1 protein-coding gene is annotated in these 246 nt (G+C 64.2%); it reads left to right on the top strand.

Annotation, left to right across the window (positions count from 1 at the left end):
- A partial coding sequence (locus R0J92_RS25530; protein ID WP_411053745.1) for a RidA family protein occupies positions 1–246 on the top strand: 246 nt, incomplete at both ends.

Here is a 246-nt window from a genome sequence, read left to right on the forward strand (position 1 = left end):
GAGGAAGCTTACCAGGCAGCGCGCGTCTGTGCGCTCAATCTGCTGGCGCGGGCGGCGGCCGCCCTCGATGGCGATCTCGATCGCATTTCCGCCTGTCTGCAACTGCGGGGCTTTGTGAACGCCGTGCCTGATTTCAAGGATCATCCGGCAGTGATCGATGGTGCTTCCGATCTTCTGATCGCGGTGCTTGGGGAGAAGGGGCATCATGCCCGCACAGCCCTTGGCGCAGGTTCCCTGCCGCGCGGT

It is taken from the genome of Tritonibacter sp. SIMBA_163 (genome assembly GCF_046535935.1).
Lineage (GTDB): Bacteria > Pseudomonadota > Alphaproteobacteria > Rhodobacterales > Rhodobacteraceae > Epibacterium > Epibacterium scottomollicae.